The sequence below is a fragment of the Methylobacterium goesingense genome, from assembly GCF_022179225.1.
GTDB lineage: Bacteria > Pseudomonadota > Alphaproteobacteria > Rhizobiales > Beijerinckiaceae > Methylobacterium > Methylobacterium goesingense.
The window spans coordinates 80,317-88,066 of the sequence record NZ_BPQL01000016.1 but is presented as its reverse complement, the minus strand read 5'-3'; the positions used below and the strand labels follow the sequence as shown (position 1 = coordinate 88,066).

At 69.1% G+C, this 7,750-nt stretch carries 4 protein-coding genes; 3 read left to right on the top strand and 1 reads right to left on the bottom strand.

From position 1 onward, the window contains the following. Window positions 1–173: 173 nt before the first annotated feature. From MFF30_RS03335 to MFF30_RS03325, 3 genes are read left to right on the top strand one after another with little or no spacing between them, the layout of a single operon-like run. Complete coding sequence (locus MFF30_RS03335) at window positions 174–884, top strand: response regulator transcription factor (protein WP_238276532.1); 711 nt, start codon at window positions 174–176, stop codon at window positions 882–884. Between the two features lie 5 nt (window positions 885–889). Continuing rightward, window positions 890–2,290, top strand: a complete 1,401-nt coding sequence (locus tag MFF30_RS03330) for a sensor histidine kinase (RefSeq protein WP_238276526.1) — start codon at window positions 890–892, stop codon at window positions 2,288–2,290. Window positions 2,291–2,294: 4 nt separating this feature from the next. After that, the gene (locus tag MFF30_RS03325; RefSeq protein WP_238276525.1) at window positions 2,295–5,213 is read left to right on the top strand and encodes a bifunctional [glutamine synthetase] adenylyltransferase/[glutamine synthetase]-adenylyl-L-tyrosine phosphorylase; all 2,919 of its coding nucleotides are present in this window, start codon (window positions 2,295–2,297) and stop codon (window positions 5,211–5,213) included. Window positions 5,214–5,245: 32 nt separating this feature from the next. Here MFF30_RS03325 and MFF30_RS03320 read toward each other — a convergent pair whose 3' ends face one another. Further along, entirely contained in the window at window positions 5,246–7,636 is a 2,391-nt protein-coding gene (locus MFF30_RS03320; RefSeq protein WP_238276531.1) for a PAS domain-containing sensor histidine kinase, read from the bottom strand. Window positions 7,637–7,750: the final 114 nt, after the last annotated feature.

Below are 7,750 nucleotides of genomic sequence, written 5' to 3'. Positions count from 1 at the left end.
GTCGCGGGCGTTCGCGTGTCTGCGGACATGACCAAACCGTCATCCGCCTGCCAGACACGTGCAACGTTCAACTCCCTACGATCCGCTCCGTCGAGCGCGTGGGGAGGGGTGGGATGAGGGTATCCGGAGAAGGCAGTTTCCCGCGAGCGGGCGAAGCCGTATCACTCGCGCCCATGCGTCTGCTCATCATTGAGGACGACCGTGAGGCGGTCGCCTATCTCGTCAAGGCATTCCGGGAGGCTGGCCATGTCCCGGATCACGCCACCGACGGCCTCGACGGCTATGCCCTCGCCTGCGAGGGTGCGTACGATGTGCTCATCGTCGACCGCATGCTGCCGAAGCTCGACGGCCTGTCGCTGATCCGATCCCTGCGGGAACAGGGCGTGACGGTCCCGGTGCTCATCCTGTCGGCCCTGGGCCAGGTGGATGATCGGGTGAAGGGTTTGCGCGCCGGTGGGGACGACTATCTACCAAAGCCCTATGCGTTTTCAGAACTGCTCGCCAGGGCCGAGGTTCTCGCGCGACGCCGCTCCGGTCCGAACGCCGCGCCCGAGGCTACCTTCTACCGAGTGGGCGATCTGGAGCTCGACCGCCTGTCCCACCGGGTCACCCGCGCGGGCCATGAGATTGCGCTCCAGCCCCGTGAGTTCCGGTTGCTCGAATACCTGATGCGCCATGCCGGGCAGGTGGTGACCCGCACGATGCTTCTCGAACACGTGTGGGATTATCACTTCGATCCGCAGACCAATGTCATCGACGTGCACGTCTCACGCCTGCGCGCCAAGATCGACAAGGAGTTTGGACCGCCGATTCTCCACACGGTGCGGGGCACCGGCTACGTGCTCCGGGCCGACGAGGCCCGCGGCCCCGTCGTAGCCTCGTGAGAGCGGTGGAGGAGGGACGGGGCGGGCGGCTTCGCAACCTGTTTCGCACCACCGCCTTCAAGCTGTCCTTCGCCTACCTCGTGGTCTTCGCGACCTTCGCGTTGCTGGCCCTCGGCTATGTCGCCTGGAATGCGAGCCGCGCCCTCGACGACCAGATGGTTTCCACTATCGAGGCCGAGATCAACGGCCTGTCCGAGCAGTACAAGGTCGGTGGCCTGCGTCGCCTGATTGCCGCCGTTCAGCGGCGTGCCGGTGAGCCCGGCGCCTCCCTCTACCTCGTGACCAACGCGGCGGGCGAACGCATCGTCGGCAATATCGAGGCGCTGCCCACCGGCCTCCTCGTCGATCCTGGCCAGACGGAGGCCGGTTACGTTCGCAACGGCGAGTCCCAGTCCCTCGACCACCGCGCGATCATGCAGATCTTCGTGCTGCCCGGCGGTTTTCGCCTGCTGGTCGGGCGCGACGTGGAGGAGCGGGATCGCCTGCGGCTCGTGATCGGACGGACCTTCGGCTCCTCGGTGGGGCTCGTGGTGTTGCTCGGGGTGGCGGGCGCCTGGTTCATTGCCAGCCGCGTCCTCAAGCGCGTCGATGCGATGACCGAGACCACGCGCCGGATCATGGCCGGCGACCTCGACGGGCGGCTCGCCGTCGCAGGCACGGGTGACGAACTCGATCGCCTTGCTCGCAACCTCAACGCGATGCTGGAGCGGATCGGCGAACTGATGCGGGGCCTGCGCGATGTCTCCGACAACATCGCGCACGATCTCAAGACGCCCCTGACCCGCCTGCGCAACCGGGCCGAAGAGGCACTCCGGACCGCCGAGACGCCGGAGACCCTGCGGGCCGCCCTGGAGGGTGTGATCGCGGAGAGCGACGGCCTGATCCGCGTCTTCAACGCCCTCCTGATGATCGCTCGGCTCGAGGGCGTCGATGCCAACCAGGACTTCGTCGCGTTCGATGCCGGCGCGGTGATGCGGGCCGTCGCCGAACTCTACGAGCCCCTGGCCTCGGAGCAGGGAACGACACTGATCGTCGAGACCGGCGATGCGGCGCTGTTGATGCGGGGTAACCGAGAATTGGTCGGCCAGGCGCTGGCAAACCTCGTCGACAATGCGGTGAAGTATGGCGGCGCGCCGGGCGTGATCCGCCTCACCGCTGCGCGCTTCGGAGATGCCCTGCGCCTCAGCGTCGCCGATTCCGGTCCCGGCATCCCCGCGGAGGCACGGGGGCGGGTCCTCGACCGCTTCGTGCGCCTGGAGGAGGCTCGTTCCCGGCCGGGCTTCGGCCTCGGGCTCAGCCTCGTCAACGCGGTGGTGCGGCTGCACCAGGGCACGCTGAGCCTCGAGGACGATGCCCCCGGACTTCGGGTCGTGGTAACCCTGCCGGCGGATGCGTCGGGAGGGTAGGGCCATGGCTCAGGACGGTGGCGGACGAAGCGGCAGCCTTCGCGCGCGCCTGCGCGCGGCCCCGGTCCTGTCCGATCCCGAGGCCGCCGCCGCCCGGCTCGATGACGTCGCGCCGGGCTTCGCACAGGGGTTTCTCACGCCGGAGGTCCGGGCGCTCCTGCTCGGGCTCACGGATCATTCGCCGTTCCTCTGGCAATTGGTTGCCCGGAGCCCCGACCGCCTCGCGGCACTGGTCGACGCGGAGCCCGAAGCGGCCCATGCGGAGATCGTCGCCCGGCAGCGGACAGCGGGGCGGGAGGCCGACCACGCGATCGTGGCGACGAATCTGCGGCGAAACCGGGCCGAGCACGCGCTCCTCGTGGCACTCGCCGATATCGGAGGCTTGTGGTCGCTGGCCGAGGTGACGGCGGCGCTCTCGGATTTCGCCGATGCCTCCGTGCGTGCCGCCGCGGACGCGATGCTCTTCCAGGCGGCGGACGCGGGACGCTTCCTGCCCCGCGACCTGGACGACCCGCAGGCCGGGTCCGGCCTCGTCGTGCTGGCGCTCGGCAAGCATGGCGCGGGCGAGCTCAACTATTCCAGCGATATCGACCTCGTAGTGTTCTTCGACGCCGAGGCCGCGCCGCTGAAGGCCGACTTGTCCCCGACCCCGTTCTTCACCAAGCTCGCGCAGGGCATGGCCAAGCTCCTGCAGGAGCGGACCGCCGACGGCTACGTTCACCGCGTCGATTACCGCCTGCGGCCGGACCCCGGCTCGACCCCGGCGGCCCTCTCCCTGAACGCGGCCTACCTGTATTACGAGACCCTCGGTCAGAACTGGGAGCGCGCAGCCTACATCAAGGCGCGGGCGATCGCGGGTGACATCCCGGCCGGTGAAGCATTCCTGGCGAACCTGCGCCCGTTCGTCTGGCGCAAGTACTTCGATTTCGCCTCCATTGCCGACGTGCACGCAATGAAGCGCCAGATCCACGCGGTGCGCGGCCACGACACCATCGCGGTGGCGGGACACGACATCAAGCTCGGGCGTGGAGGCATCCGGGAGATCGAGTTCTTCGTCCAGACCCAGCAACTCGTCTTCGGCGGGCGCCGGCCCGAACTGCGCGGACGTGGCACCGTCGCGATGCTCACGGGCCTGACGCGGGACGGTTGGATCGACGCGACCGCACGCGACGACCTGACCGCGGCCTACGATTTCCTGCGCACGGTCGAGCATCGCCTCCAGATGGTGCGCGACGAGCAGACCCAGCGCCTGCCCCAGGAGCCGGAGGAGCTCGAGCGCTTCGCGCGCTTCGCCGGTTTCGCCGACCGTTCGGCGTTCGAGGCGGCGCTGCTCCATCACGCCCGACACGTGCAGGGCCACTACGCGATGCTGTTCGAGGCCGAGCCGGACCTTTCCTCGAATGTGGGCGACCTCGTCTTCAGCGGCACGGGTGACGATCCCGCCACCCTGGCGACCCTGCGCAAGCTCGGTTTCCGGGAGCCGGAGCGGGCTGTGGAGACCGTGCGCGGCTGGCATTTCGGGCGGCGCCCCGCCGTGCGGACGCCGCGCGCCCGGGAAGTGCTGACGGAACTGGTGCCGGCTCTGATGCAGGCGCTCGGCGGCACGGCGCATCCGGACGTCGCCCTCGATACCCTCGACCGGGCCTTCGCCCGGATGCCGGCGGCCCTCGAACTCCTGACCATCCTGCGTTCGAACGAGCGGCTGCGGCTGCTCTTCGCCGATCTCCTCGGCACCGCGCCGCGCCTGGCGGAGACCGTCGCTTTCAGCCCGCACGTGCTCGATGCGGTGATCGACCGGGATTTCGGCGAGGCAACGACGGATGCTGCGGACCTCGCCGCGCAGTTCCGGAACCGTCTCGGCCAGCCGAGCGACTACGAGGATTTCCTCGACCGCAGCCGCGATGCCGCCCGGCAGCTCCGCTTCCTGACGGGGGCACGGCTCCTCTCCGGGATCCTGTCCCCGGAGGAGGCCGGCCGCGCCTTCACGGGCATCGCGGACGCGGTCATCGGCACCACCCTGGAGCGTATCGCGGGAGCGTTCTTCTCCGAGCACGGCGCGGTACCGGGTGGGCGCATGGCGATTCTCGGTCTCGGCCGCCTGGGTTCGCGCCAACTCACCGCCGATTCCGATCTCGACCTCGTGGTCCTCTACGATTTCGACCCGGCCGCGCGCATGAGCGCGGGCCCCAAGCCCCTCGACGCAGCGGTGGCCTATAACCGCCTTACCCAGCGTCTCGTCGCGTCGCTGACCGTGCCGACCCGGCGCGGACATCTCTACGAGGTCGATCTACGGCTGCGGCCGGGGGGCGGGCAGGGACCTGTGGCGGTACAGGTGCGTGGCTTTCGCACCTATCATGCCGACGAAGCGGAGCTTTGGGAGCACATGGCCCTGACCCGTGCGCGGGTCATCGCGGGAAATGCGGAACTGGCCGCCGACCTCGACCGGGACATCCGCGCCATCGTCGGCCGCGCGCGGGAGGCCGACGAGGTCCACCGCGCGGTCCATGCCATGCGCATGCTGGTGGAGCGGGAGAAGGGGGATCGCGGCGCCCTCGACCTCAAGCTCGCCCCGGGCGGGCTGCTCGACCTCGACTTCCTGGCCCAGGCGCTCGTACTCGCTCACGCCCATCGCCTGCCCGATCTCATCGGGCTCGGCGCCTGCGCGGTGTTCGCCCGCGCCGCCGAAGCGGGGCTGCTGGCCGCGGGCGAGGCCGAGGCGTTGGCGGAAGCCTATCGGACTTTCGACGCCGTGCTGCACTGGCAGCGGCTGATGGTGGAGGGCGATTCCGCGGCGGCGTCACCCGTGACCCTGTCGCGGCTCGCGATTGCCATGGGCGCGCCCGACGCGACGCGGTTGGTGGCCCAACTCGACGAACAGCGCCACGCGGTGCGGGTCCTGTTCGATCGCCTTCTGGCGGATTGACGGACTCGCGGGAGAGGCCGGGGGAACGGGCTTCAGACCCGCGCCGCCGTTCGCTCCGGCAGGCGGACGGTGGCGCCGGCGGCATCACGCAGGGAAGCCACGGTCTCCTGGGCCGCCTCGGTCGAGAGGGCCTGCCGGTGCTCGGGCGTCGGAGCGGGCAGGCGTACCATCACGATGGTGCCGAGGCCCTCCTGCGAACGGATGCGCAGGGCGCCCCCGTGCAATTCGGCCATGGAGCGGGCGATGGCGAGGCCGAGGCCAGACCCCTTGTGGCTGCGGGTCAGGTTGGTTTCGACCTGTTGGAAAGGCGCGCCGAGCCGGCGCAGGGCCGATTTCGGGATACCGATGCCGGTATCTTCCACGAAGACGTGCACGCTGTCGCCGGCCGGCCGGGCCTTGACGATGATGCGCCCGTTGCCGGACGGCGTGAATTTTACGGCGTTCTGAAGAAGGTTGCTGAGGATCTGGTGCAAGGCGCGCTCGTCGGCCAGGACCGGGAGGGCCTCGACCACGTCGACGTGGATGCTGAGTGATTTCGCCCGTGCCGCCTCGCCGACGAGTTTGAGCGCTCCCTCGATGGCGGTCGCGACCGGGATCTCGCGTGGGGCGAGTTTCACCCGGTGGGCTTCGATGCGCGACATGTGCAGGATGTCGTCGATCACGGAGAGCAGGTAGTCGCCGCTGGTGCGGATGTCGCGGCAATAGTCGGTGTAGCGCGGCGAGCCGAGGGAGCCGTAGACTTCGCTCTCCATGAGTTCGGCAAAGCCTATGATGGCGTTGAGCGGCGTGCGCAGCTCGTGGCTCATGTTGGCGAGGAACTCGGATTTCGTCTGGTTGGCGCTCTCCGCCTGCGCCTTCTGGTCGAGGTAGCGCTCGGCGAGGTCGGCGAGCTGCTGGGTCTGAAGCTCGAGGGTACGGCGCGAGCGCTTGAGGTCGCGCACGGTCTCGATCAGCTCGCCCTCGGATTTAACGAGTTGTTCCTGATGGCGCTTGAGGTTCGTGATGTCGGTGCCGACCGAGACGTAGCCGCCGTCCTTGGTGCGGCGTTCGCTGATCTGCAGCCAGCGACCGTCGGTCAGCTCTGCCTCGAAGGTCCGGGCGGTGGCGCCGCTCGGCTCCAGGTCGCGCAACTCGCGCCGGACCGGCGGCAGAACGCCCCGGCCCATGATCTCGGCGTAGCGCCGGCCGGGAATCGCATCGTCGGGGCTCAGCGCGTGTAGGTGGCGGAACTTCGAGTTGCACAGGACGAGGCGATTGCCGGTGTCCCATAGAACGAATGCCTCGGAGATCGCCTCGACGGCGTCACGCAGGCGCATGTCGGCGGTGGCGTTGAGTTCCGCGAGGTTGCGCTGCTCCGTCACGTCGAGCGCGATGCCGACGAGGTGGCGCCCGCCGTCGATGGTGTCGGGCACGATCTCGGCGCGCATGCGCATCCAGACCCAATTGCCCGTCGCCCCCCGGACGCGGAACTCGTGGTCGACGGTCGACTGGCTCGCAGCCAGGTGTCGGGCGAGGCTGTAGAGATCGCCGTCGTCGGGATGCACCAGGGCGTTCACGTCGCCGAAGGACAAGAACTCACGCTCGCGGTGATACCCCAGCAGGGCATACATCGAGTCCGACCAGTAGATCCGGCCGCGTGGGATGTCCCAGTCCCACAGGCCGCAGCGGCCCCGTCCGAGGGCGGTGTCGAGGCGCTGCTTGATCTGCTCGCAGACGCGGTCGACCGCGTGGGCCCGGTTGGTCTGGAGGGCGTAGGCGATGCCGGTGCCGATGATGACGAGGGCGGCAGCGCCGAGCAGAATCGCCTGATTGCGCGCGCGCAAGCCCCAACTCGCCGTGATGTCCTCCAGCGGCTGGAGGACCGCGACCTGCCCACGCCCACCGGGCAGGCTGCGAAGAGCCGCCACCGCCGTCGATCCGTCGGCGAGGGTCACGGTCATGACGCCGGCGCGTTCACCGAGGGTGCTGAGCGCCTGCATCTCCCCGAGATGCTCGGTCAGGGTCCGCCGGGGGCCCGGCAACGGCGGATTGGCCGCCACGATGCTATCGTCCGGCGCGATCAAGAGGATGCGGCGGCCCGCATGGAGCAGGCCCGGCGGCAACAGCGTGCGCAGGGTCTGGTGCGCCTCCGCGCCCTTCACCTCGTCGGCGATTTCGACGCTGGAGAATGCCGCCGCCGCTAGCCGGGTCAGGGCGTCAACGTCCGTTACCGCCGACCGGATCACGTCCTCGCGCTGCGTCTGCAGCAGCAGGGTCGCCACAACCGCGAGGCAAATCAGGAAGGTCGCGAACAGCGCCGGGAGGGCGAAGCGCAGCCAGGTCTCCGCACGAACGAACCGCACATGTGTGGAATGCTGCGGCCGATGAATACCCAGGATGGTATCGGCGCGCGCGGAGAGGGAAGCGGAATCCGCCTCCAGCATGGTCTGACCCCGCAACTGCGTTGAATCGGTGGAAGCGGGCCCGCGAGCGCCGCTTCGAATCGTATACGATTCAGCATTTCCACCGGTGTTTTGTCCACGCGTTTTTTTGGCGTC